This is a genomic window from Actinomadura mexicana, from assembly GCF_900188105.1.
GTDB classification, from domain to species: Bacteria; Actinomycetota; Actinomycetes; order Streptosporangiales; family Streptosporangiaceae; genus Spirillospora; species Spirillospora mexicana.
The window spans coordinates 41,219-63,027 of sequence record NZ_FZNP01000027.1; the positions used below are offsets into that span (position 1 = coordinate 41,219).

19 protein-coding genes and 2 pseudogenes are annotated in these 21,809 nt (G+C 70.7%); 13 read left to right on the forward strand and 8 right to left on the reverse strand.

Annotation, left to right across the window (positions count from 1 at the left end):
• The first annotated feature begins 45 nt into the window (after positions 1-45).
• From CHC11_RS38220 to CHC11_RS38230, 3 genes are read left to right on the forward strand one after another with little or no spacing between them, the layout of a single operon-like run.
• Positions 46-753, forward strand: coding sequence for a DedA family protein (locus CHC11_RS38220; RefSeq protein ID WP_089316789.1), 708 nt, complete (start codon positions 46-48; stop codon positions 751-753).
• 47 nt (positions 754-800) lie between these two features.
• Complete coding sequence (locus CHC11_RS38225; protein WP_089316790.1) at positions 801-1,157, forward strand: BlaI/MecI/CopY family transcriptional regulator; 357 nt, start codon at positions 801-803, stop codon at positions 1,155-1,157.
• Between the two features lie 7 nt (positions 1,158-1,164).
• Complete coding sequence (locus CHC11_RS38230; protein WP_089316791.1) at positions 1,165-2,100, forward strand: M56 family metallopeptidase; 936 nt, start codon at positions 1,165-1,167, stop codon at positions 2,098-2,100.
• A 27-nt stretch (positions 2,101-2,127) separates the two neighbouring features.
• Here CHC11_RS38230 and CHC11_RS38235 read toward each other — a convergent pair whose 3' ends face one another.
• Complete coding sequence (locus tag CHC11_RS38235) at positions 2,128-2,517, reverse strand: BlaI/MecI/CopY family transcriptional regulator (RefSeq protein ID WP_089316808.1); 390 nt, start codon at positions 2,515-2,517, stop codon at positions 2,128-2,130.
• Positions 2,518-2,606: 89 nt separating this feature from the next.
• On the opposite strand from CHC11_RS38235, the gene CHC11_RS38240 reads away from it, so the two are divergent.
• Together CHC11_RS38240 and CHC11_RS38245 are read left to right on the forward strand one after the other, a co-directional pair.
• A complete protein-coding gene (locus tag CHC11_RS38240; protein ID WP_089316792.1) occupies positions 2,607-3,233 on the forward strand; it encodes a phosphatase PAP2 family protein in 627 nt (208 codons plus the stop codon).
• A gap of 62 nt (positions 3,234-3,295) precedes the next feature.
• Complete coding sequence (locus CHC11_RS38245; protein ID WP_425427380.1) at positions 3,296-3,967, forward strand: response regulator transcription factor; 672 nt, start codon at positions 3,296-3,298, stop codon at positions 3,965-3,967.
• On the opposite strand, the gene CHC11_RS38250 is transcribed toward CHC11_RS38245, so the two are convergent.
• Complete coding sequence (locus CHC11_RS38250) at positions 3,949-5,325, reverse strand: sensor histidine kinase (protein WP_245920276.1); 1,377 nt, start codon at positions 5,323-5,325, stop codon at positions 3,949-3,951. The two genes, CHC11_RS38245 and CHC11_RS38250, sit on opposite strands and share 19 nt — an antisense overlap.
• Before the next feature lie 214 nt (positions 5,326-5,539).
• On the opposite strand from CHC11_RS38250, the gene CHC11_RS38255 reads away from it, so the two are divergent.
• From CHC11_RS38255 to CHC11_RS38275, 5 genes are all read left to right on the forward strand, one after another.
• Positions 5,540-6,166 carry a hypothetical protein gene (locus CHC11_RS38255; protein WP_089316794.1) on the forward strand — a complete coding sequence of 209 codons (627 nt, stop codon included), beginning with the start codon at positions 5,540-5,542 and terminating at the stop codon, positions 6,164-6,166.
• On the forward strand, positions 6,163-6,831 hold the full coding sequence (locus CHC11_RS38260; protein ID WP_089316795.1) for an ABC transporter ATP-binding protein: 669 nt from the start codon (positions 6,163-6,165) through the stop codon (positions 6,829-6,831). The genes CHC11_RS38255 and CHC11_RS38260 overlap by 4 nt, the downstream gene beginning before the upstream one ends.
• Positions 6,828-7,517, forward strand: coding sequence for an ABC transporter ATP-binding protein (locus tag CHC11_RS38265; RefSeq protein ID WP_089316796.1), 690 nt, complete (start codon positions 6,828-6,830; stop codon positions 7,515-7,517). The genes CHC11_RS38260 and CHC11_RS38265 overlap by 4 nt, the downstream gene beginning before the upstream one ends.
• Entirely contained in the window at positions 7,505-10,222 is a 2,718-nt protein-coding gene (locus tag CHC11_RS38270) for an ABC transporter permease (protein WP_089316797.1), read from the forward strand. The genes CHC11_RS38265 and CHC11_RS38270 overlap by 13 nt, the downstream gene beginning before the upstream one ends.
• Positions 10,223-10,363: 141 nt before the next feature.
• On the forward strand, positions 10,364-11,221 hold the full coding sequence (locus CHC11_RS38275) for a phosphatase PAP2 family protein (RefSeq protein ID WP_089316798.1): 858 nt from the start codon (positions 10,364-10,366) through the stop codon (positions 11,219-11,221).
• A gap of 631 nt (positions 11,222-11,852) precedes the next feature.
• On the opposite strand, the gene CHC11_RS38280 is transcribed toward CHC11_RS38275, so the two are convergent.
• From CHC11_RS38280 to CHC11_RS38285, 5 genes and pseudogenes are all read right to left on the reverse strand, one after another.
• A complete protein-coding gene (locus CHC11_RS38280; protein WP_089316799.1) occupies positions 11,853-13,358 on the reverse strand; it encodes a glycosyltransferase family 39 protein in 1,506 nt (501 codons plus the stop codon).
• Positions 13,359-13,485: 127 nt separating this feature from the next.
• Positions 13,486-13,770: a hypothetical protein gene (locus tag CHC11_RS44010; protein WP_425427381.1), complete on the reverse strand. Its 285-nt coding sequence runs from the start codon at positions 13,768-13,770 to the stop codon at positions 13,486-13,488.
• Positions 13,771-13,798: 28 nt separating this feature from the next.
• Positions 13,799-13,894 (reverse strand): annotated as a pseudogene (locus tag CHC11_RS44015) (hypothetical protein); the annotation flags it as partial.
• A gap of 39 nt (positions 13,895-13,933) precedes the next feature.
• A pseudogene (locus CHC11_RS43735) lies at positions 13,934-14,038 on the reverse strand (hypothetical protein); the annotation flags it as partial.
• 165 nt (positions 14,039-14,203) lie between these two features.
• Positions 14,204-15,166 (reverse strand): lysylphosphatidylglycerol synthase transmembrane domain-containing protein, encoded by a 963-nt coding sequence (locus CHC11_RS38285; RefSeq protein WP_179279221.1) that lies wholly within the window; start codon positions 15,164-15,166, stop codon positions 14,204-14,206.
• Between the two features lie 633 nt (positions 15,167-15,799).
• Between CHC11_RS38285 and CHC11_RS38290 the strand changes: the two genes are divergently transcribed.
• From CHC11_RS38290 to CHC11_RS38300, 3 genes are all read left to right on the forward strand, one after another.
• Positions 15,800-16,489, forward strand: a complete 690-nt coding sequence (locus CHC11_RS38290; RefSeq protein ID WP_089316801.1) for a response regulator transcription factor — start codon at positions 15,800-15,802, stop codon at positions 16,487-16,489.
• Positions 16,490-16,495: 6 nt separating this feature from the next.
• Positions 16,496-17,926 (forward strand): sensor histidine kinase, encoded by a 1,431-nt coding sequence (locus CHC11_RS38295; protein WP_089316802.1) that lies wholly within the window; start codon positions 16,496-16,498, stop codon positions 17,924-17,926.
• A 120-nt stretch (positions 17,927-18,046) separates the two neighbouring features.
• Positions 18,047-18,439, forward strand: coding sequence for a hypothetical protein (locus CHC11_RS38300; RefSeq protein WP_089316803.1), 393 nt, complete (start codon positions 18,047-18,049; stop codon positions 18,437-18,439).
• Between the two features lie 1,675 nt (positions 18,440-20,114).
• Here CHC11_RS38300 and CHC11_RS38315 read toward each other — a convergent pair.
• On the reverse strand, positions 20,115-21,263 hold the full coding sequence (locus CHC11_RS38315; protein ID WP_143227461.1) for a pentapeptide repeat-containing protein: 1,149 nt from the start codon (positions 21,261-21,263) through the stop codon (positions 20,115-20,117).
• Positions 21,264-21,809 lie beyond the last annotated feature (546 nt).

A 21,809-nucleotide genomic window follows, 5' to 3' on the forward strand; every position in this document is an offset into this window, starting at 1 on the left:
CACGGGGGACGGGTACGCTCCCGGTCCTCGGAAACGGGGGATCCGATGATCGAAGGTTTCGGTGCCCTTCCCGCGGCTGTGAACCCGCTGGACGCGGGGTCGTTGCTGGCGGCTTTCGGGACGGTCGGAATCGCGGTGGTCCTGTTCGCCGAGACCGGGCTGCTCATCGGGTTCTTCCTGCCGGGAGACTCGCTGCTGTTCACCGCCGGGCTGCTGTGCACGGCGGGCGCCCACGGGAACACGCGGCTGTCGCTGCCATGGGTGATGTGCGCCGCCGCGGCCGGGGCGCTCATCGGAGCCCAGTGCGGGTTCGTCCTCGGACGCCGCGGCGGGCGCGTGCTACTCGCCCGCAGCCGCAACCGGCATCTCCTGAACGGTGTGGCACGCGCGGAGGAGTACCTGGGGCGCTACGGGCATGCCAGGGCGATCGTGCTGGCGCGGTTCGTCCCCGTTGTGCGGACCGTCCTCAATCCGCTCGCCGGCGCTCTGGACGTGCCCGTCCGGGTGTTCACCTTGTGGCAGGTCGCCGGTGGACTGCTGTGGAGCCTCGGGTTGGTACTTGCGGGCTACCTGCTCGGGTCCTCGATCCCGAGCATCGACACCTATCTGCTGCCCGCCGTCGCCGTCATCGTGGTGCTCTCGCTCCTGCCGATCGGCATCGAGTTCCTCAGGGCACGGCGACGGGCGGCCCACTCCGACCGGGCTCCCCGGGCAGGCCACGGCCGTCGACGGCACGACGGCCCGGTGCCGTGACACACTGGTCACCGGAGGGCGTTTGCAGGCACAGCGAGGGGGCGCCCATGGCCGGCGGGCGGCGCGAGCCGGGCGCGCTGGAATCGGAGATCATGACCGTCCTGCAGCACGCGGGTGAGGCGCTGGCCCCCGCCCAGGTGCGGCAGTGCCTGAGCGGAGAACTCGCGTACACCACCGTTGTGACGATCCTGTCCCGCATGCACGATAAGGGTCTGCTCGTCCGCACGAAGGCCGGACGGGCTTTCCGCTACGCGCCGATGAGCGACGAGCCGGGGCTCGCCGCGCACCGCATGCACCAGGTCCTGGACGGGCGGTCCGACCGGGACACGGTGCTCCTGCGTTTCGTCGAATCCCTGTCCGACGAGGACGAGCGGCGGGTCCGCGCGCTACTCGAAAGCCGGTGAGACATCGATGGATGTGGATGGCCTCCTGCCCCTGATACTCCCGGTCGTCATGGCGGGCGCCGCGCGTCCGCTGTCCGGCCTGCTGCCGCCGCGCACGGCCACATGGCTGCTGACCGCGACGAGCGTCGTGCTCGCCCTGGCCAGCACCGCCACACTGGCGGTCCTCGCGCTGGGCGGGGCGCTGCGCCTGCCGCCGATCGCGAGACTCGGGCACCTGTCCGAGCATGTCCTGCGTCACACCACGGGCACCAGTCCCGCGGTGGCCGCGGTCGCCGGCCTGGCGCTGGTGGCGAGCCTGTTCGCAGCGGTTCACACGGTCGCGGCGCAGGCCCGGGCGCTGCTGGACGGCGCGCGAATCGCCCGCGGGCTTCCCGGGCAGGGAGTGCTGGCCGTCGTCGAGGACGCCGCGCCCGACGCGTTCGCCCTCCCCGGCCGCCCGGGACGCATCGTCGTCTCCACCGGGATGCTGGCGGCCCTCGATTCCGCCGAGCGTGCCGTTCTGCTCGCCCACGAGCACGCGCACCTGGCCGGGCGCCACCATCTGTTCCGCGCGGCCGCGCGCACCGCCGCCGCCGTCAACCCGCTTCTGCGTCCGCTGCGCAGCGCCGTGACCTACACGACCGAGCGCTGGGCGGACGAGTCCGCCGCGGCCGGCGCCGGCCGTGAGCGGGCGGCACGCGCGATCGGCAGGGCGGCCCTTGCCCGAAACCGGCGCCCCGGGCCGGGCCACGCGTCGGCGCTCGGCATCGGCTCCGTCCTCAACCGCCGCGGGGCGCGCCCCGGACCGCTGCCCCGAAGGGTCGCCGCGCTGCTCGCGCCCCCGCCGCGCAGGCGCGGAGTGCTCGTCGCGGCCACCGTGGTCCTCATCGTCCTGTCGGTGCTGTCGGCGAACGACGGGGCGATCGATCTCCACCAGCTCATCGAGCACGCGCAGGCAGGCTAGGGGCGAACGTGTGCCTGGCGCCCGCACCTACGAGGCGGGCTCGTCCTCGTGCCCGGCCTTTTGCAGGAGGGCGCGCAGCAGTCTCTCGTCGTCCACGTCAAGGTCGGAGACGAAACGGGCCAGCACGCTCGGCCGGTCGGTGCCGCTCCCGTCCAGTTCCTTGAGCATGCGGAGGGCGGTCAGCGCGGCCGGATCGGCCACCGCGGGGCTGTAGGCGTAGGTACGGCCGGACCGTGTACGGCGCAGGACGCCCTTGGAATGCAGCCGGGACAAGATCGTGGTGATGGTCGTCCGGGCCAGATCCCCTCCCACGGCCGCGCGGACGTCGCGGACGGTCACGGGCTCCGCCGCGGCCCACAGAGTCTCGAGCACCGCGGCTTCGAGCTCGCCCGCGGGGCGGCGCGCTTGCGAGGTCACGAACCGAGTCTGCCACACGAGCGTCTACAGTCATGTAGACGACTACAGCACTGTAGACGAACGTCCCCCGAACATGATCGGACGACCTGATGAGCGCTGCCGCGTCCCTGCTCGGTCCCGCCTCGTTCGACACGGGCCTGTACACCGAGGTGACCCGGCTGGCCCGGCGCAGCCCGGACCTTCTGGACGACACGATCGCCCTCTACTCCGCCGGCGGGCTGGTCCTGTTCGCGATCGCCATGGTGGCGGCCTGGTGGCTGGCGCGCCGCGCCGACGGCGCCACGATGGCGCGGGCACTGACGGCCCCCTTGGTGGTGGTCGTGCTCTACGGGGTGAACACCATGGTCAAGGGGACCGTCCACGAGGCCCGCCCCTGCCAGGCCATACCGGGCAGCTTCACGCTGGAGAGTTGCCCCCCGACGGGCGACTGGTCGTTTCCCAGCAATCACGCCGCCATCGCCTTCGCCGCGGCCACCGCGCTCTGGGCGGTCAACCGGCGGCTCGGCGCCGCGGTGATGGTGGCGGCCGTCCTCATGGCCGCCTCACGGGTGTGGGTGGGAGTCCATTACCCGCACGATGTCGCCGTCGGGGCCGTCATCGGCACCGTCCTCGCGGCGCCGCTCACACTGGCCGCCGGAAGGACCGCACCGCTGGTGGAGCGCGCCCGCACGGGCCGGCTCCGTCCCCTGCTGTCCGCCCGACCCGCTGCCGGATGAACGCCGCCGGGCCTGCGCCCCGCGGTGGCGTGTCTAGCATGGGAAGCGTGGCTGCACGGCTAGTGATCGTCGAGGATGACCCGGTCATCGGCACGGAACTGGCCGAGGCGCTGACCGGCCACGGCTATGGCGTTGTCCTCGCAGCCAACGCGCAGGAGGCCATCGACTCGGCAGGGACGTGCCCTCCTGACCTGATCCTCCTCGATCTCGGGCTGCCGGACATGGACGGCCCGGTTCTGTGCCGGAGGCTGCGCGCCGCCTTGCCCGACTCGGTCATCGTGGTGCTGACAGCCCGTGTGGAGGAGCTCGACGTGATCGTCGCCCTGGACGCCGGTGCGGACGACTATCTGACCAAGCCGTTCCGCCTCACCGAGCTGCTGGCCCGGCTGCGGGCGCATCTGCGCCGCCAGCGGGTGCTGCCCGACGACCGTGCTGTCGAGGTTGGCCGGTTGCGGCTGGACCTGGCCGCCCGGCGGACGTTCCTTGGCGATGTCGAGCTGGAATTGCGCCCGAAGGAGTTCGACCTGCTCGTGGTCCTGGTGTCCCGGGCCGGCCAGGTCGTCAGCCGGGAGCAGTTGATGGACGAGGTCTGGGACGTCAACTGGTTCGGCTCCACCAAGACGCTGGACGTGCACGTCTCGGCCCTGCGCCGCAAGCTCGCCCTGATCGGCGAGGATCCCGGGCGTATCACCACCCTGCGCGGGCGCGGCTACCGCTACGAGATCGACGTGTGAGCCGGCGGATCCGCGGGGTCGTCCGCGGCGGGCAGCAGAAGTGTGAACACCGGCGGGCGGGCGCGGCGCAGCACGAGCCGGCCGCCCTCGGCCTCAGCCAGGGAACGCGCCAGCGCGAGCCCGATTCCGTGCCCTCCGGACGAGGTCCCCGCACCTGCCGGACGGGCATATCGGCGGGCGAAGACGTCGGGTGCATCGTCGGGGATGCCCGCTCCCTCGTCGGTGACGTCGATGGCCAGCCCGCCGCCGGCATCGCCGGCCTGGACGGTGACCTCGCCGTGGCCGTGTTCCAGGGCGTTGCCGAGTAGGACGTCCAAGATCTGTGATACCGCCGCGGACGCCGCTCGCACCTCGGGCAGAGGTTGCTGGCTCTCGATCGTGAGCGGACGGCCCCGGGCGGCCAGCGGGCCGTGCCAGCGGAGCCGGATGTCCTCCAGCAACGCCGGGACATCGAGCGGCCTGCGTTCCAGTTCACTGTCGCGGGCCAGGTCGAGCAACTCGTCGATGATGCGCTGGAGGCGGTGGCCCCGCTCGATCGCGGTGCCGATCGCGGCGGGCAGATCCGCGTCCCGCCGTTCCAGAGCGGACTCCAGGCCGAGGAGCAGACCGGTGAGCGGTGTTCGCAACTGGTGCGAGACGTCGGCGCTGAAGGCGCGTTCCCGCTCCAGGACCGAGCCGAGACGGCGAGCGGTCGCCTCAAGGGCCAGGCCCGCCGCGTCGGCCTCCCGCACGCCCGAGCGCGGGCCCTGGACGCTGAAGTCGCCGCCGCCGAGCCGGCGGGCCGCGTCCGTCAGCCGTTCCAGCGGGGTGGCCAGCCGCCTGGCGAGGTAGCGGGCGAGCAGTGCGGCCATGCCGATGATCAGCAGGGCGAGCCCGGCCATCGCGAGCAATGCCCGCTCGACCCGGTCGGTGGTCAGATCGTAGGGCGCGCTGACCCGGACGATCGCGGCGACGCCCTCGTCGGAGGGGACCGGGGCCGAGACCGCGATCTGACCGTGTTCTACGAGGTCGTGGACCCGCCCGTCGCGTCCCTGGGCGGCCAACCCGGATCCGGACGGTCCGTTTCCGGTCAACAAGGTGCCGTCGAGCCGGTAGACGCCCATGGTCAGATGAGGCGAGAGTCCCGCCGGCGGCCGCACGCTCCGGGGCCTCTGGGCCAGGTCGTCGGGGACCACGGCGGCGATCCGCGTGGCGTCCCGTTCGAGCCTGGTGACCGTTTCGTCCCGGTAGAGCCGCTGCACCGCGAAGGCCAGCGGCATGGCGAACAGAACGATGGCCAGGGCCGTGACCCCGACGATCGCGACCAGTACCTGCCGGCGCAGTGGCCTGCTTCCGGCGGCGGCATCCGAATCGTCCACGAACGCCAGCCTCCCACCGGGAGGGTAAGGGGAGTCCTAAGCCCTGGACCGAGGCGATGTACGGGGCGGGTGCGCACCGGCCAGGCAAGCGGATTTAGGAGGCTGCGCTTGTCCTCCGTTAACCGTGGCTGCCTGTCCGCTCACCCGCAGGCTCCTAGCGTGAGGGCGCACGTCCTGGTCAAGGCCGGAATCGGCCGTGGGTGAGGAGCAACCGATGCGAATGAAGAGCGTGGTGGCGGCCGGTGCCGTGGTGGCGATCGCGGCCGCCGGCTGCGGGGGAGGCAAGCCGTCCTCGACGGGCCCGCCGCCCCCGTCGTCCAGCCGCACGCCGGCGACCGGTGGGGGCAGGGCCCCCGCCCCGGTCGAGACCGAGTCGAACCCGCCCGGGGACATACCGGACAACACTGCGTTCGTGCCCTTCCGGCCGGCCGGCGGGCGGTACGAGGTCACAGTGCCCGAGGGGTGGGCGCGGACCGGTCTGCCCACGGGGGCGGGCTTCACCGACAAGCTCAACTCGGTCCGGGTCGAGGTCGTGCCCGCGTCCACCGCTCCCACGGTGCGAAGCGCGCGTGACAGCGAGGCCCCCAAGATCAAGGCGACCAAGATGACCGTGGTGAGGGCCGACAGTGTCCAGCGGAAGGGAGGCACCGCCGTCCGGCTGGTCTACCGCTTCGACAGCGCCCCCGACCCCGTGACCGGCAAGGTGGTCCGCGACGAGGCCGAACGCTACGAGTTCTTCAAGGCCGGCCATGAGGCCGTGCTCACCCTGTCCGGGCCGGTGGGGGCCGACAACGTCGACCCGTGGCGGACGGTCTCCGACTCGTTCCGGTGGCTGCCGTGACCGCGCCCGCGCCGACCCTGGAGGCGGACGGACTCTACCGGTTCTACCGGGCAGGGGACGAGGAGACGCAGGCCCTGCGAGGAGTCGAACTGACCGTCTCCGCGGGCGAGTTCGTCGCGGTGACCGGGCCGTCCGGATCGGGCAAGTCCTCCCTGCTGGCGTGCCTGGCCGGCCTGGACGAACCCGACGGCGGCACCGTGCGCGTCGGCGGTGTCCGGATCAGCCACCGCCCGCAGGCCGAACGCACGGCCCTGCGGGCACGCCTGATCGGCATGCTCTTCCAGTCGGGGAACCTGCTGGAGCACCTCACCGTCCGGGCCAACATCGACCTGGCGCAACGTCTGGCCGGACGTCACGACGCCGCGTGGCGGACCGTGCTCCTGGACGGGCTCGGGCTGAGCGGCCGGGGCCGGGCCCGGCCGGCCCAGTTGTCCGGCGGGGAGTCCGCCCGGGCGGGTTTGGCCGTCGCGCTGGCCAATCGGCCCGCGCTGCTGCTGGCCGACGAGCCCACCGGCGAACTGGACCGGCATACCGAACGGCGTGTCCTCGACCTGCTGCGAGATCAGGCCGGACGAGGCACCGCCGTGCTGGTGGCCTCGCACAGCCCGGCCGTCGCCGCAGCTGCGGACCGGACGATCGCGCTCGCCGACGGGCGGCGGATATGACCGGCCCGGGACACGAGGATCGGCTGGTCCGGCTCACCGATGTGGCCCGGACGTACGGCCGTGGCTCCGACGCGGTCGTCGCGGTGCACGGGGTGACCTGCGCGCTGGGCCGGACGGACCGGGTCGCGATCACCGGGGCGTCGGGCTCCGGCAAGTCCACTCTGCTGCACCTGATCAGCGGCCTGGACGAGCCGACCACCGGGCGGATCGACTGGCCCGGGCTCGGCGGCCGGCCGTTCGGCAGGCCGGGGGTCGCGGGGATGGTCTTTCAGGGGCCCAGCCTGATCGCCCCGCTGGACGTGCTGGGCAACGTCGCGCTGCCCCTGATATTGGCGGGGACGGCGGAAAGGGATGCGCTCGACCGGGCCCGGCTGGCACTGGACGCCCTCGGCCTGGTGGACCTTTCGGCCCGGCTGCCGGAGGAACTGTCCGGCGGGCAGGCCCAGCGGGCCGCCGTCGCCCGCGTGCTGGCCGCCGAGCCGGCCCTGATCGTGGCCGACGAGCCGACCGCGCAGCTCGGTTCCGCACATGCCGCCCAGGTCATCGACCTGCTGGTGAAGGCGGCCGACGACCTGGAGGCCGGGCTGATCGTGGCGACCCACGACCCGCACATGGCCGAACGACTGCCGTGTCGCTGGCGGATGGCCGACGGCGCGCTCATGGAAGGAGAGCCATGCTCGTCCTGATGTGGCTGCGCGGGCTGCTCGCCCGCCGCGCCGCCCGGCTGATCATGACCAGCGCGGGCATAGCCGTCGCGGTGGCGCTGCTGGCCTCGCTCGGAACGTTCCTGGCGTCCGCCAAGTCGACGATGACCCAGCGTTCGGCCTCCCGTGTCGCGGTGGACTGGCAGGTCGAGTTGCAGCACGGCGCCGCCGTTCCCGACCTGCGGGCAGCGGACCCGCACATCACCGAAGCCCTCCCCGTCGGGTTCGCCGCGACCACCGGACTCGAATCACGCGCCCAGGGACAGGTCCTCAACACCGGCTCCGGCCAGGTACTGGGCCTGCCGCCCGGATACCCGGCCGCCTTCCCCGGGGAACTGCGTGCGCTGACCGGGCGGCCCGACGGGGTGCTGCTGGCCCAGCAGACCGCCGCCAACCTGCACGCGGTTCCCGGCTCGACCGTCACGATCCACCGGGCCGGGCTCCCGGACGCGACGGTCAAGGTCGACGGAGTCGCCGACCTTCCCGAAGCCGACTCCCTCTTCCAGAAGGTCGGCGCGCCCGTGGGGGCGCAGCCGCAGGCCCCTCCGGACAACGTGGTGATACTGCCCGCCGCGACCTGGCACCGGCTGTTCGACACCGCCGCCGGTGACCAGGTCCACACCCAGGTGCACGTGCGGCTGCGGCACGACCTGCCCGCCGACCCCGCCTCCGCCTACGTCCAGGACACCGGCGCCGCCCGCAACCTTGAGGCGCGGCTGGCCGGCGCCGGACTGGTCGGCGACAACCTGGGCGCCGCGCTCGGCGCCGCTCGCGAAGACGCCGCTTACGCGCAGATGCTCTTCCTGTTCCTCGGCGTGCCCGGCGCGGCACTCGCGGCGATGCTCACCGCCCTCGTCGCGGCCTCTGGAGCGCCGCGGCGGCGAGCCGAACAGGGGCTGCTGCGGACACGGGGAGCGTCCCCCCGCACCCTGCTCAGCCTCGCCCTCGTCGAAGCGACCACAACGGGCGTCGCCGGCGCCGCCGCTGGACTGGCGCTGGCCGCGCTCACCGGACGGCTCGTCTTCGGGACCACCAGGTTCGGCACCACGACCGGCACGACGGCGCTGTGGGGTGCGATCGCCGCCGTCACCGGACTGCTCATCGCCGCGCTGACCGTCCTGCTGCCCGCCGCCCGCGACGCCCGTACAGTCGGCGTCGTGACCGCCCGCCGGGCGATCGGCCCGGCCCGTCGCGACCCCACCTGGCTCCGGTACGGGCTCGACCTGTGGCTGCTGGCCGCCTCCGGCCTCGTTTTCTGGATCACCGCCCGCAACAACTACTCCGTCGTCCTCGTGCCGGAGGGACTGCCCACCATCTCCGTCAGCTACTGGGCCTTCGCCGGTCCCGCGCTGCTGTGGCTCGGTGGAGGACTGCTGGCCTGGCGCGTCGTCCACACGCTGCTCGCCCCGCGCCGGCGATCCGTACCCGGTCTCAGCGACGACACAGGCAGGGCCGAGCGAGACACGGAGCCGCTGCGGCGACGTCTCGTCACAGGCCTGCTGCGCCCCATCGCCGGGCCGCTGTCGGGCACTGTCACCGCCACCCTCGGTGGCCAGCGCAAACTGCTCGCCCGCACGGTGGCCCTGGCCGCCCTCGCCGTGGTGTTCGCGGCGTCCACCGCCGTGTTCGACGCGACCTACCGGCAGCAGGCCGTCGCGGACGCCCAGCTCACCAACGGCGCCGACGTCACCGTCACCGAGTCACCCGGCGCCCACGTGCCGCCGGCCCAGGAGAAGACGATCGCCGCCGCTCCGGGCGTCTCCACGGTCGAACCGCTCCAGCACCGCTTCGCCTATGTCGGTTCCGACCTCCAGGACCTCTACGGTGTGCGGACCTCGACCATCGGCCGGACCACCCACCTCCAGGACGCCTACTTCGGCGGCGGAACCGCCCACGACATGATCGGCCGGCTGGCGCACCGCCCCGACGCCGTGCTGGTCAGCCAGGAGACCGCGCACGACTTCCAGCTGCACCCGGGTGACCTGCTGCGGCTGCGGCTCCAGGACGGCCGGACCAAGCAGTACCGCACCGTCCCCTTCCACTACGCCGGCGTCGTCAAGGAGTTCCCCACCGCGCCGCGCGACAGCTTCCTGGTCGCCAACGCGAGCTATGTCGCACAGAAGACCGGCACCGACACCGTCGGTTCCTTCCTGGTCGGCACACGGAACGGTGCCTCGCCTCCGGCCGTGGCCGGCGCGCTCCGCGCCCGCCTAGGCCCGCAGGCACAGATCACCGACCTGCACACCACCCGCACAGTCGTCGGCTCCAGCCTCACCGCCGTCGACCTCGGCGGCCTCACCCGCATCGAGCTGGGCTACGCCCTCGCCCTGATCACCTTTGCCACCGGCCTGCTCCTGGCGCTCGGCCTCAGCGAACGCCGCCGCACCTTCGCGCTCGTCCGCACACTGGGCGCACGGCCCCGCCAGATCGGTGCCTTCGTCTGGGCCGAGGTCGCCCTGATCCTGACCGGCGCCGCAGCATTCGGCACCCTCATCGGCTGGGCCCTGGCACACATGCTCGTCAAGGTTCTGACCGGCGTCTTCGACCCGCCACCCGACCACCTCGCCGTACCCTGGGCTTATCTCGTCGCCGTCGCCGCCACAGCCGTCGCGGCCATGGGCGCCGCCGCCCTCATCGCGCTGCACGCTGCCCGCCGCCCGCCCCTGAGCGTTCTGCGTGATCTCTGAGGTGCCTCGGTTTCGCCGACAGGAGGGGCCCGGCGTTCACACCCCCAAGTACCGTCCCTTCCGCTTCGGTGCAGACGGCACGGTACCGCGTGGGTGTTCGTTCCAAGGGAAGGAGCATCGGCATGGTGGGGAACGCGGGCCGTGAGCGACGCCGAGACGGGCCTGGGCTGGTCGGTTGGGATCACCCCCGCCGGGTACTTCCGCGCCACGGCGCCCGCTGGCGCTCATGACGTCGGGGAGAGGGTACCGGTGATGGGATGGCACACGCGCACGACGGCCGTCCACCGCACTCCCACCGTGCTCGCCTTGCTCGCGTTTGGATGGGCTATGGCGTTGACGGCCCTCATCGTGGATGTCATGGCCGGTGAGGCGGGCCGGTGGGACGCGCCGGTGCACGCGTGGTTCCTCGGGCATCGTCTCGGGCCGGTGACCGTGTTGATGGAGACAGTGACCTGGCTGGGTTCGACGGCGGTGCTGATACCGCTGGTGGTCGCCGTCGGTGGGTACCTGGTCTGGAGCCGGCGTGAATGGGGCACCACCCTGTTCGTCTGGGTGGCATTCGCCGGAAGCGTGGTCCTCGGCGAGGCCGGCAAAGCGCTCTTGGCAAGGCCGCGTCCGCCGGTGTCGGACATGATCGTTCGCACGGGTGGGTTCGCGTTCCCGTCCGGGCACAGCGTCCAGGCGATGACCTGCTGGACGTTGCTGGCCGTCCTCACCGCGACCGGCGGAACGCTGCGGCGACGAACCTGCGTGGTCTTCGCGTGGATCAGCGCGGCGATCACCGTCCTGGTCGGATTGTCGCGGCTCTACCTGGGAGTTCATTGGCTCAGCGACGTCATCGGCGGATTCCTGCTCGGCGCCGTCTGGCTGTTGTTCCTGCTCGCCGTACGTGGACGGCGTGGACGGCTCGGGCCGTCGGCGCCGCGCACCATCGTCCTGGCCGAGGGCGACGACCTCTGGCAGGACGATGAGGTTTGGGAAGACATCGACGACGCCTGAATGAGTGGTGCTGCCTTAGGGGCGTCGCGCTCCGGCTCGGCAGATCGTCCGCACAAGGCAGAACAGGGACTCATGATGACTGGGAGCGCGCCGACGGACGACAACTCGGTTGGACGCAGGGGCTTGGCCAGCATGAATGCCGGGATTCCGCGCACCGGCACCGTTCGCGGATACGGCGGAAGCGCCGGACTTTGGGTCGTGCTGTGCGCGTGGCCGTTGTATGCGGGCCATCCCGAACTGCAGATCGTCCCGGTGTCCTTTGTCGTCGCATTACCGCTGGATGCGTTGCCGCCGGGATACGGGCGGGCGTTCGCGGTGTTGCTGATGTCCTGCACCGGCTCGCTGCTGCTCCCGGTTTGGTGTTCCGCTACCCCGGACCGCGCACTCCGTCTCGAGGTTGTCCGCCGCAGTTGGCGCTCAGGGGCTCTTGAGGGGTCGCCGCTCTGCTCCACCGCCGCTGGGAGGCGAGCTCCAGCTCACGACCGGACCTCGTATCCTGCTAAATCCCGAGGTGTACGGCTACTACACGGCTGACATGCTCCTGTGCACGGTCATCTTCGACCTGGTGGGCACACGGCGACGAAACCCGTGAACACTTGCGCTGCGGCGGTGACGCTTCAGGCCGCGGAAGTCAGCTTCCGGCCGTGTGGCGGACGTACAGGGTGAGCCGGATGCTCCCGAACCGCCTTGAGTCGGTCGCCCGGAAACCTTTGTCGTTCTTGAGGATCGCGAGATCGCGCGGAGACGCGGCGCTGCGGTACCGGTGGGGGGATATCTGGATGAGCCAGACCCGGGACTCGGTCGCCAGAGCGGACCGGAAGGAGCCGGGCTGCAGGTTCGTCTCGTGGTCTTGCAGGGCCGTCGCGTTCAACCGGGCGAAGGCGCCGGCGTAGGCGGTCGCGAAGGCCTGCCGATCCGCAGGCAGGTACAGGACCGCGTCCCCCGGGTGCGAGTGCTGTCGCAGGGTGGCGGCCAGGGTGCGGAGGTCGTCCGGACGGCTCCGCGGCCCACGCTCAGAGAGCTGGGCGGGGAGCGTCGCCAACGCCAGGACCGCCAGGACGGTGACCGCGGCCGCTACAGCGAACCAGGGCCGGCCAACAGACAGCCGCCCGACCGCGTTGTCCAGCGCCACCCCGCCCAGTAGCGCCAGGGCGCAGACGGAGTAGAGGATGTATCGGGGGTGGTAGACGGGGTGGACCTGCGACACGCTCCACGCCAGGGCGAACGGTACGCACATCCACGGGACGGTCAGCGCGGCGGCGTTGCGGTGGTCGCGGACGAGCAGTCGCGCCGTCCCCACCACGACGGCCGCCACCAGCACGAGCAGCAGGGCGCGTCCGTCGCCGGTGACCCACAGGCCCAGGTTGTAGAGCGCCCTGGGTCCGGGGCGCTGCAACCAGGACACCTGGGCGGCCTCTTGACCGCGCGCGACCACTGCGAGCGGTGACACCAGGGCCACCGCCGCCAGGGCGGCCAACCCCCAGCTCGCGAGGTGGCGGCGCCGCCACTGGGGATGCCTCCACAGGCCGGCGGTCACGGCGTGGGCGGGCATGAGGAACAGCACGTAAAGATGAAGCCAGCCCACCAGGCCCATTGCCGCCGCGTACGCGGCGTACCATCTGATCTGGGGACGCGAATCCTGCAACGCCCGGACCAGGAAGTACGTGGCCAGGACGGCGCCCGCGCTGACCATCGCGTACTGGCGAGCCTCCTGACCGTACCGGCTGGTGATCGGCAGCAGGCCGTACAGCAGGCCGCCGTAGAGGCCCGCCTTGGCCGAGTACAGCCGCCCGCCGATGGCGGCGATCCCCATGGCCGCCACGCCGGAGGCCACCGCCGAGGGCGTGCGGGTGATCACCTCGCTCGTTCCCAGCCTGGTCACCAGGTGCATCAGCAGGTAGTACAGGCCGTGGACCGTGTCGATGCGGGAGATGAAGTTCGTCAGCGCGCCGAGCCCGCCGCGCCCGACGGTCACGCTGACCGACTCGTCCCGCCAGTACGAGGGCACGCTGATCCGCCACATGCACATGCCGAGCGTGACCACCCCTGGAATCACCAGGTACGGCCACGCCGTGGCACGGTGCTCCGCAGTGCCGGACAGCGCGGTGGTCGTGCTCTGAGTGCCGGTCGGCGCCATGTCTCACCCCCCGTCGACCGAGTCGAGGACGTCAGGAAGGTCTTCACCATTTGTCACGACCTCTAACCGAATGGTCGGCGCCAGAGGGTCGCCGTTCAGGGCACGCGCACTCGCGAATGTGCCGGGGTTAGCGGTCGGCTGGGACGTGCGCCTGACTTTTGTGGTGATGACAACTGATGTTGCGCTGAGCAGTTCGGTACCGGATGCGTCCCCGACGGCGCGGTGGCCGTGTTCGATGCGCGCCGAACAGCGCCACCGACAGCGGGTAGCCCCGGTTCGGCCGTTCGGCGACCAGGTCGCCCGCGGCGGTGCCGACCGCGAAGGTGAACAGGACGGCCGCCCAGTAGAAGTCTTCGCGGCGGGTGGTGAGGATGGTGTGGGGATGGACGGCGTCCGCTCGGCCGCGTACCAGGGGGCGAACGTCGCGCGAGGCGGACGGTGAAGACCGCGGTGGTGACCGCCAGCGGCACGCCGAGGCCGTCGGTCAACGCATCGGTGATGAGGGTGCCGACGATGCTGATCAGTACGACCGACACCCAGTAGACACCGGCCGCGTACGCCCGGAGCCGGAACTGTCATACCAGCGCCGCCACCAGCATGACGCTCATCACCAGCGCGGTTCTGGTAAGGCTGAGGCCGACGGTGTCGTCGAGGCAGCCGGCGGCCGTCTCGCCCATGGTCGTGCAGAGGACCTAGATGATCCAGAAGTACGGTGTGACCTCTGGGACTTTGTTCATTTTCAGGCGCAGCGGCGCCACATGGCTCGTCGGGGGGCAGGGTGCAGAGGCTTGCAGCCGATACCAGAAGAAGACCTGAACACATCCGGCCGCTTGTTGATGGTCCCGTCAGATGATGCGGCGCCGCAGCAGTACGCCCAGAACGCAGGCGGTCGGCAGCAGGGGCAGCCAGGCCGTGATCAGCCGGTAGCCGAGCACGGACGCCAAAGCGGCGGTGGACGGAACACCCGCCGTGACCAGCGCCGCGACCAGCGCCACGTCGAGGCTGCCGATGGCGCCCGGCGCCGGCAGCAGCGCGCAAACCGCGGACACCACCAGGTAGACAAGCAGGACCGTTCCCAGAGGGACCGGGTTGCCGAGGCTATGGAGCACGGCGTAAAGGATCACCGCGTGCAGCAGCGGCGCCGACACAGATCCGCCCCACAGCGCTACTGCACGCCCGGGATGACGCAGCACCGCACGCAGTTCCCGCAGGTCATTGACGAGATGTGAAGCCGCCTTGGAGGGGTGGGCACGCGCGCGGCGTCGCGTGAGCCGCACAGTGGCCCACGTAAGCGCCCCCACGACGGCGAGCGCGCCAGCCGCGGCGATCGCTGGCGTCGCGGTCCCCGAGGAGCTGAAGGCCGGCCAGTGCACCCGTGGAGCCAGCGACGCCACCGCCGACGGTGCGGCCAGCACGACGCCCGCCAGCAAGAGCAGGTGGGTCAGCAGACCCGCGAGGGAATTGAGCCCGGCCGCACCTGCGGCCGCGCCGCGCGTCATGCCCAGGCGACGCATGAACCGCATGTTGACTGCCATCCCACCCACTCCCGCCGGCAGGACGTGGTTGGCGAAGCTCGCCCCCAGTTGCACCACGAACAACCGGCCCAAGGGCGGCAGCAGCGGCATGGAACCCAGTTGCGCGATCGCGCCGGCGACCCACATCAGGAGGGTCGCCGAGGCAGCGATGATCAGCCATTCGCCGTCTGCGGTGGCGAGACTGTCGCCGCCGGCGTCGACGGCGGCCCGGTGCGCGAATCCGATGACCAGAACCGCCACGGCGGTGGCCAGACCGAACAGCAGACGCGTCATCCAGGAACCGGCCCAGACCGGACGCCGCAAGCCTGTGCCTAGTCGAGCCGGGCCGCCTCCCATACCGGCACCTCCCCCTTTCCTCCTATAACGAGCGTGACTCCGCTGTTGTGCCGTTGGCGGTGGGCGAGCACAGGGCCCGGGGTCCATGACGGCCGGAGGCGACAGAACTTTTCGAGCGATCACCCGCGGCAACGTGAAGGTGTTCGCGCCGTCCTCCGCGGCAGGCGTCAACGCGCTGGGTCGGAGCTGGCCGGCGGCTGTCTGCGATCGCCGCCGCCGCGTCCTCCAGGCGCTCGGCCCCGACGCACAGCCCTCCGCCCACCAAGTGCTGAAATCGAGCGCAGGCAAGTAAAGCGGCACGCGCCGCTTCCGAACGGACCAGGCACCCGAACGCGGCCGGGCCATCCAAGTGGAGGCGCCTGGGTCTGCCTTCAAGAGGGTGGTGATGCCGTAGGTGACGTTGACGACTTAGGCGAGGTGAGGCCCCCGGCCGGAGGGACCACGGCAGCAGGGTGGTGAGGGGCCTTCGAGGAGTTCGACGGCCCCTCCGTACTTCGCCGTCGGTCTGTGCCGCGGCGCGGCGAGATCGGTTCACATCGTTCTCACATGCGGGGGTTCTAGGTTGGAGGTGTGCGAGTACTGGTCGTCGAGGATGAGATCCGCACAGCCGCGCTGCTGCGCCGCGGGCTGCGCGAGGAGGGCTACGCCGTCGATGTCGCCGCCAACGGCCCCGACGCGGTGTGGCAGGCGGTCGAGAGCCCCTATGACGCGATCGTGCTGGACGTCATGCTTCCCGGCCTGGACGGGTTCGAGGTGTGCCGGCGGCTGCGGGTCCGGGACTGCTGGGCGCCGGTGCTGATGCTGACCGCCCGGGACGCGGTCAGCGACAGGGTCCACGGGCTGGACGCGGGCGCCGACGACTACCTGACCAAGCCTTTCAGCTTCGCCGAACTGCTGGCGCGGCTGCGGGCACTGGTCCGCCGAGGCGTCAAGGAGAGGCCCACCCTGCTGACGGTCGGGGACCTGCGGTTGGATCCCTCCAGCCGCAGGGTATGGCGGGGGGAGGCTGAGAGGCAGTTGTCGCCAAAGGAGTTTGCGCTGCTGGAGTTGTTCATGCGGCATCCCGGCGACGTGATGACTCGCACCACGATCTTGGAGCACGTCTGGGACTACGCCTACGACGGATCCTCCAACGTCGTCGACCAGTACGTGGCCTACCTGCGGCGCAAGATCGACGATCCGGGGACCGAGTCGCTCCTGGAAACGGTGCGCGGAGCGGGCTACCGGTTGCGGACTCCCGCTCCCGCGGAAGGGAGATGACCGGTAGTGCCGCTGCGGTGGCGGCTGGCCCTGCTGTTCACACTGGGCGCCGCGATCCTGATCGGCGGGGTAGGCCTGCTGTTCCGGCAGCAGTTGACGGCAGGGATGCAATCCGCTGTCGACGACACCCTGCAAGCCCGCGCTGATGCTCAGGTGGCGCGTCTGGCCACCACCAGCCCCTCACCGTCTCCTCCAGCGTCGAGAGAACAAGAGGGCCCTGGACAGGGAGAACACCGAGATACCGGGTCTGACGATGTGACCCAGGTGCTCTCCCCTCAGGGAAGAGTGCTGGAGAACGGCGGGGACGGCCAGGGGCCATTGGTCAGCGGTGCCCGCTTGCAGAACGCCGCGCGGGAACCCGAGCAGTTCACCGCCGTCATCGAAGGGCAGCAGTACCGGATGCTGGGAGTCCCCGCCCGCAACGGCAACCGGACCTTCGTGGTCGTGGTCGGCGCGAGCACGCAGATCGTGGAAGCGGCGGCGGCCCGCACCAGCGAGATCTTCCTGATGGCCGGCCCGCCCGCCGCGGCGCTGGTGGGACTCGGCGCCTATGTTCTGGCGGGGGCGGCACTGCGGCCGGTGGAACGGTTGCGGCGGCGCCTCGCCGACATCTCCGAGCACGACATCGACGCCCGCCTGCGCGTGCCCGGGACGCGTGACGAGATCGCAACCCTGGCGACGACCATGAACGCGGTGCTGGACCGGCTGGCCCGCGCCCTGGCCCGTGAGCGCGGATTCGTCGCCGACGCAGGCCACGAACTGCGCACACCCTTGACGACGCTGAAGGCCGAGCTGGAGCTTGCGCAGCAGCCGGGCCGCTCTCGCCAGGCGCTGGCGTCGGCGGTTGACGCGGCGGCCGCCGATACCGACCGGCTCATCAGGCTGGCCGAAGACCTGCTGCTCCTGGCCCGCGCCGACGAAGGACACGCCTTCCTGCGGCCCCGGCTCATGGCGCCGCACGACGTCCTGGCCGCTGCGGTCCGGTCGGCGTCCGCACGGGCCGCCGCCCAGGACATCACGCTGCGCTTGCGCGGTGAAGAGGACATGCGCATGACGGCTGACCCGGATCGGCTGCGGCAGGCGGTCGACAACCTGCTCGACAACGCCCTGCGCTATTCACCCCCGGGTGGCGTCATCGACGTCGGGCTCAGGCGCCGAGGCCGGCATGGACGCGCTGTCGCGGTGATCGAGGTACGCGACCAAGGGCCCGGTTTCCCGCCGGAATTCTTGCCCGTGGCTTTCGAGCGGTTCAGACGCGCCGACACCGCACGCAGCCGCGCCGACGGCGGTACAGGGCTGGGCCTGGCGATCGTCCGCTCCATCGCCCACGCGCACGGCGGACGAGCCATGGCGGACAACCCTCCGGAAGGAGGCGCCCGAGTGCGCCTGGAACTCCCGATGCCCCCCGCCCACGACCGGCGCTCACACGGCGACTGAGGCGCGAGCCGCCCGTCCCCTACTCAAGATGTCAACGTTCACATGCCGCGTACACGGTCGTCTCACCTGCGACTTCGCATACTGGATCGCTCCAACAGTCAATCCGTGAAAGGCGGATACATGAAGCTCAACCGGAAGATCGCGGCCACGGTGTTCGGCGTCCTCGCCCTCGGGGCGGCAGGCGCGTCAGTCGCTGGAGCGGCCTCCGCCGCCTCCCCTTCGCACGTCAAGGCCCCGGCCGTCTCCCGGCAGGTCACGCCCCCCGCCCCCAACCAGACCGACGAGCAGGGCGCGGACCCGACCACCGGCCCCGACCACGACAGCGTCCAGCAGGGAGACCAGAAGGGCGCCGACAACGAATCGAACGAGAACGGCACCGAGAAGGAGTCCGGCGACAAGGCCGACAACGAGGCCGGCAACGAGTCGAACAAGAACGAGCAAACCGAGAGCGCGCACGACGCCGACAGCGGCCACGAAGACGGCCCGAGCGACACCGGCACCGAAGCCGGGTGACGCCGAGCAATCACGATGGGGCACCCGCGGCAGGTTTCACCAGTCGCGGGTGCCCTATCCCATGCCCGGCTCCACCGACCCAACATCACCCCAGCGGAACAATGCGCAGCGCGCATCAGAATCCTCGGCCTGTCGCCTGCGAAGGACGCGTGCCGCCCGACACAAGGCCGCATGTCGAGAGGGCCGGAAAATAAAAGATGATCTTGATTAACGTGAAATCCTGGCTGGGAAGGATCTGTACCGCTGCTAGTCAGGAAGTTTCGTCAGTGACCCGAGGAGGTCGAGGCAAGCCGAGGTCCTGGGCGGTGAGGTCGGGGCGGTCCAGTAGCCGGGTGAACGCCGCGGCGGCTGTTACGGGGTGCGGGCTTGGCGCCGTTGATCCATCTGGCGATGGACGCGGCGGTGCAGTGCTTGGCCAGCCCCGCTTCGCGGCCGACCCGGTTGATCGGCTCTGAGTAACCCGCTTGAACGCGAGTACCACGCCCCCGCCCCCGCAATCGACATACCCGGCATCCCACCGTGCGGCAGGCAGGACCTGTGGACGATGCCCGGAACCGGACGAGAAACGAAATTCTCATTCCGACCCGGGCGTGCGACAGCCGTAGAAGTGGAGCAGGCCCGAAGCGAAGTGGAGTAGCGCTTGACCTAATCGAGCAGCCACTGATCGGAGCGCGAAGTCGCCGACGCGATCTGTGTGGCCGCCGGGGTGTCCCTTGCGCCGCAGGCCGACTATTCGGCCGGGTCGGCCCTGCGGGCGGCCTGGCCACCTGGTACAACACGGTGAAGCCTTTTCTGGCGCTGTTGGTTGAGTCCATGGTGCTGTGGGCTGCGACGGGCGGCGCCGGGTGCTGGCCGGGGGAACGCCGCCTTCCGGCGCTGGCCCTGCGGAAGATGGGTGTCAAGCCGCTGCTCGCGCGTGAAGTGCAAGACAAGCTCGTGCTCCCGGCGTGGCGCACGGCCGTTTAAGTCAACCCTGGCGTGCCCCAGGGGGCGGTCGACCGCGACGCGTACGTGGTGTGCGAGCTGGAGCAGTTGTACCAGGCCTTGAACCGGCGAAATGTGTTCGCTTCGCCTTCGCACCGCTGGTCCGACCCGGAGCGGGGCTGCTGGACGGCACCGAGTGGGAGGGCCGTGCGCGAGGACATCTTGGCGGTACTGAGCCTGGACATGCCGGTCCAGGAGCACCTGGCGGAGCTGGTGCGGGGCCTGGACGCGGGGGTTGGAAGCTGCTGCTGATGATGCGCCTCGCGGAGGCGGGGCCCGGCCGCGAAGGTCAGCATCGAGACGACCGACAGCGGCCGGGTGAAGTTGAGCGTTGCGGGGCCGGGCCGAGGGGATGCTCCCGAAGATCACCGGCCGGACCTGCTTTCGAGGTCCATCCTGCACCGGCTTCCTGGACGCCTTCGTCCACCTCGGCGAAGGCACCGAACTGGACGACCAGCGGTCCTGGCGCGCGTCGATGCCCGGGGTCCAGACGGGGACCTACGGGTGTTGAAGGAGCTGGTTCGCAACCGCGTGAACCTGAACAAGGTGGTCACGCACTGGCGACATGCTGCGGGTGGCCGGGTCCCTGGTCACCAACGAGATCCGCGCCTATGTCCTGTCATCTGCTATAGAGATAATCGTTGTTCGACACGTCTCCGCGCCGCAGGCGGGTAGTTAACTCGCCGGCAATTCATGGGGCTTGGGTGGAGGTTGCGACGATCTGGCCCGCGAGTCCTTGGGTGGGCTCGATGCGCCATCCTGGGGGGAGCACGTGCCCTCTGCCGCGGTCGACCACAACGGCCGGTCCATGGTGTCCATCTTGTGTGAAAGCAAGATTCTCGATCTCCAGGGTGCTGGAGAAGGTTATCCATCGCGCGTTCGGGTTGCCGGCGAAGACCGCACCGGCAAACCCGACATGGTCAGTGAATGTCGCCTGGCCGAAGAAGGCTGGCCCGGTGAAGGTCGTGTCGTCGAAGCCGGCCCTCCGGGTGAAGGTCACGCTGTAAAACAGGGCGATTCCGGTGAAGGTAGCCGAGGCGAAGTCGGCGTCGCCGGCGAAGGTCGCCTCATGGAAGTAGGCCCCGTCGACGAAGGTCGCTCCGCGAAAATCGGCGGTACCCAGTGCACATTCATCCAGCCGGAACTCCATGAGGGTGGCCTCGGATAGGTCCAGATCGATGTCGCTCCAGTGCTCGTCTGCATCACTGTGCAGGTGGGTCTTCAAGATCCGCTGAGCGGTGAGCCGGACCTGGCGTTCTTCGCGTGTGTCGGGCGCGGGTGTCTGCTGGCCGCCAGGACCGGTGCCGCCGGTGCGGGCGGCCTGGTAGCGGCGGACGGCCCGGCGCTGCCCCTCGTCGGTACTGCTGTCAGCGCGGCCGGCCGGGGGCCTCGGCGGGGTGTAGGGCATGCGCAGATAGGCGCAGATAATGTTGACGATGGTCTGCCGGTGCCGCTCGTTGTCGTTGGCCAGCCGCTCCAGTGTGTACAGGGCGGTCAACCGGACCGGGGCTTTGTCGGAGCCGAGTTGCTCAGCGGCCGCGTTGTACAACTCGGTGATCCGCCGCTCGACAGCATCCTGACGGCGTTCGGCTGCGTCCAGCTCGCCCAGGGCGGTGGCGAGCTCTTGGTGGTGTTGCCGCCGGAACGCCAGCATCAACCCGACTGCGGCGCCCGCGCCGCCGCCGGCGGCCAGGCCAGTGCGGACGGCGTCCACCTGAATCTTCACTCGCTCGGTTCCGGGCGGGGCTTCATCGGCCACGTCCAACAGCCAGGCGGTGGTCAACCAGATCGCCAGCGCAGCTGCCCCGGCGGCCGCCAGCATCCAGAACCCGGCTGCCAACGGCCGCACCCTCAACGGCCGGCCCTCACGCCGAGCCAACGGCCGCCGCGCCCACTCCAACCCACGCCTCACACGTCCGCTCACAAACGATCAGTCAACGACATGCAGGAACCCATCGCTGCCGATTGGCCACAAGGGGGCAAAGACCATCGTTACTGCGACAGGTGATCGGCCATGCCGTGTGGGAGCCCCGCAGGCCGGCGTCCGGCCGCTGAGTCGAAGCTGACCGCACGGTTCACGAACCGGGCGCCGCTGAAGAGGATCGTGCCACCTAGGAACCGGGCATTGCCGAAATCGACCATGCCGCCCTTGAACCCGGCGCGGGTGAACTCGATACGGTCGCCCTCGAACCGTGCGCGGTGGAAGGTGACTGTGCCGTCCTTGAACTGGGCGTCCTCGAAGGTGACTACACCGCCCAGGAATCGGGCAGCTCGAAATGAGACTGTGCTGGCTGAGGTGCCACGGATCTTCCGGACAGGCCCCCAACTAGAGTTGGGGGAACCGGAGAGGAAGGCAGTTGGCGAGACAGAGGCGGCATTTCACCCA

Excerpts from the sequence above, each read along its gene's own strand:
- CHC11_RS38220 (WP_089316789.1), top strand. The coding sequence starts at position 46 with ATGATCGAAGGTTTCGGTGCCCTTCCCGCGGCTGTGAACCCGCTGGAC.
- CHC11_RS38225 (WP_089316790.1), top strand. The coding sequence starts at position 801 with ATGGCCGGCGGGCGGCGCGAGCCGGGCGCGCTGGAATCGGAGATCATG.
- CHC11_RS38230 (WP_089316791.1), top strand. The coding sequence starts at position 1,165 with ATGGATGTGGATGGCCTCCTGCCCCTGATACTCCCGGTCGTCATGGCG.
- CHC11_RS38240 (WP_089316792.1), top strand. The coding sequence starts at position 2,607 with ATGAGCGCTGCCGCGTCCCTGCTCGGTCCCGCCTCGTTCGACACGGGC.
- CHC11_RS38255 (WP_089316794.1), top strand. The coding sequence starts at position 5,540 with ATGCGAATGAAGAGCGTGGTGGCGGCCGGTGCCGTGGTGGCGATCGCG.
- CHC11_RS38265 (WP_089316796.1), top strand. The coding sequence starts at position 6,828 with ATGACCGGCCCGGGACACGAGGATCGGCTGGTCCGGCTCACCGATGTG.
- CHC11_RS38270 (WP_089316797.1), top strand. The coding sequence starts at position 7,505 with ATGCTCGTCCTGATGTGGCTGCGCGGGCTGCTCGCCCGCCGCGCCGCC.
- CHC11_RS38280 (WP_089316799.1), bottom strand. The coding sequence starts at position 13,358 with ATGGCGCCGACCGGCACTCAGAGCACGACCACCGCGCTGTCCGGCACT.
- CHC11_RS38285 (WP_179279221.1), bottom strand. The coding sequence starts at position 15,166 with ATGACGCGTCTGCTGTTCGGTCTGGCCACCGCCGTGGCGGTTCTGGTC.
- CHC11_RS38300 (WP_089316803.1), top strand. The coding sequence starts at position 18,047 with ATGAAGCTCAACCGGAAGATCGCGGCCACGGTGTTCGGCGTCCTCGCC.